This window comes from Mobilicoccus pelagius NBRC 104925 (assembly GCF_000247995.1).
Classification (GTDB): Bacteria; Actinomycetota; Actinomycetes; order Actinomycetales; family Dermatophilaceae; genus Mobilicoccus; species Mobilicoccus pelagius.
Genome location: NZ_BAFE01000010.1, coordinates 1 through 1641, shown reverse-complemented (window position 1 = coordinate 1641; position 1641 = coordinate 1). Strand labels below are relative to the sequence as shown.

Here is a 1641-nt window from a genome sequence, read left to right as displayed (position 1 = left end):
CCTTGATCCACCGTCGCGATTCTGTGGTCTGTTTCGGTGGTGAATCTTGCGGGTCGGCTGGAGTTGAGCGTGGCGGGTCCGCCGGCCTGTACCGGCTTTTCCACGTGTGGCCTTTCGAAGGGGTTGAGCCGCGGGGCGGCGAACGGTCAGGACGTGAGAGGTATTGGGGGGCCGGTGGCCGCGGCCGAGAGGGTGGTCCAGGCGTGCTGCCAGGGCCACTGGTCGGGTAGGTGCAGCACGAAGTGCCGTGCGCGGGAGGCGATCCGGGCGGGCACGTTGATGATGCGTCGGCGCAGGGTGGCCCAACGGGCGGTCGACATGGCGGCCGCGACGGCGGCGGTGCGGGCGATGTTGAACGCGGTGACCGCCAGCGCGGCCCAGGCCGCGTTCGCCGGGTAGGACCCTGAGGGCAGGTGGGCCAGGGGTCCGTCTTTGAGTTCGGCGATGACTTGCTCGATGATGGCGTGTTCCCGGTGACGCTGGTCGGCCTCGATGGTGGACAGGGTCGAGTTCGTCACGAACGCGTGATAGCGCCACGCCGGAAGCAGTTCTCCTTGCTGAGAGCCGTCCGGGGTGGCCGGTTGCAGGCGTTTGACGCGGCGGACCACCAGCCGGCATTCCACGTGCTCAGGTTTGCGGCGGGAGGTGAACGCCACGTAAGGGACCTCGGCGACTTCGGCGTCGGAGATCCACCGCTGCTCGTCTTCGTCCCAGACCGCGTGGGGGTACTTGATCGGGGTCCACACGGACTCCTGGATGCTGGTGATGGCCCGGTTGATGGAGGCGTTCGCGCGCGCGGTGACGGAGAACCACGCGCCGTGCCGGAGCGCGGTTCCCACGAACGCCCACCCGTAGTAGGCCGAATCGGCCCGGCATAACAGTTGCCCGGACGCGCCCGCAGCCTTCGCGGTCGTGATGGCTTGGGCCAGCATGCGGCCCGCGCCGGTCGCGCTGGCCACACTCCCGCGCCGCAGCCGCGCCCGGGCGATGACCGGCGCCGCGGCCGGGGTGGACAGGGTGGCCAGTTGCAGGTTCAACCCGCGCACCCGGCTGTAGCCGTAAGAGGCGCCCTGTTTGGCGTACCCGTGGACCTCCCGGATCGTGTCGTCCACATCCAGGAACACCACCCCGTCCGGTCCGCCACCAGTGAGCAGGGCCGGGAGGTTGCGGGCCAGACCCGCGAGCAGGTGGGCGCCGGCGGCGTCGAGTTGCTGCACGTGCCCGTGGGTGAAGGACCGCAGGAAGGTGCCCAGCGTGGAGGGCGCCCGCACTCCCTTGAACAGGCGCGTCATGGCGCCGTGGCGCAACAGGTCAAGGTCATCGATGCTGTCCGCGCCGGCCAACATCCCCGCCACCACGCATGTGGCTTTGGCCGCGGCGTTCGGTGAGGGCACCGACAGGCCTTCCAGATGCTCACTCCACCCGGCCTGTTCGGCCAACGCCAACGCGGGCACCAGCCCCGCGCACGACACGAGATTCGTCTCATCGAAAACCGCGCGGACACTGTGAGAGAGTTGCACTTACGAGGTGCCCCTTTCGGCTGGTCAGATAATGGTGTGGTAATCACTATCTTCCCAGCTCAAGGGGCACTTCTCTTACCAAGACGCGCCGGAATACCCACCCCCGGACGGTGGATCAGGG

The 1641-nt window shown here is 68.6% G+C and carries 1 protein-coding gene; it reads right to left on the bottom strand.

Annotated features, from left to right (window positions below; all coding sequences use genetic code 11):
- Positions 1–146: 146 nt before the first annotated feature.
- Positions 147–1520, bottom strand: coding sequence for an IS1380 family transposase (locus MOPEL_RS02680; RefSeq protein WP_009481316.1), 1374 nt, complete (start codon positions 1518–1520; stop codon positions 147–149).
- Positions 1521–1641: the final 121 nt, after the last annotated feature.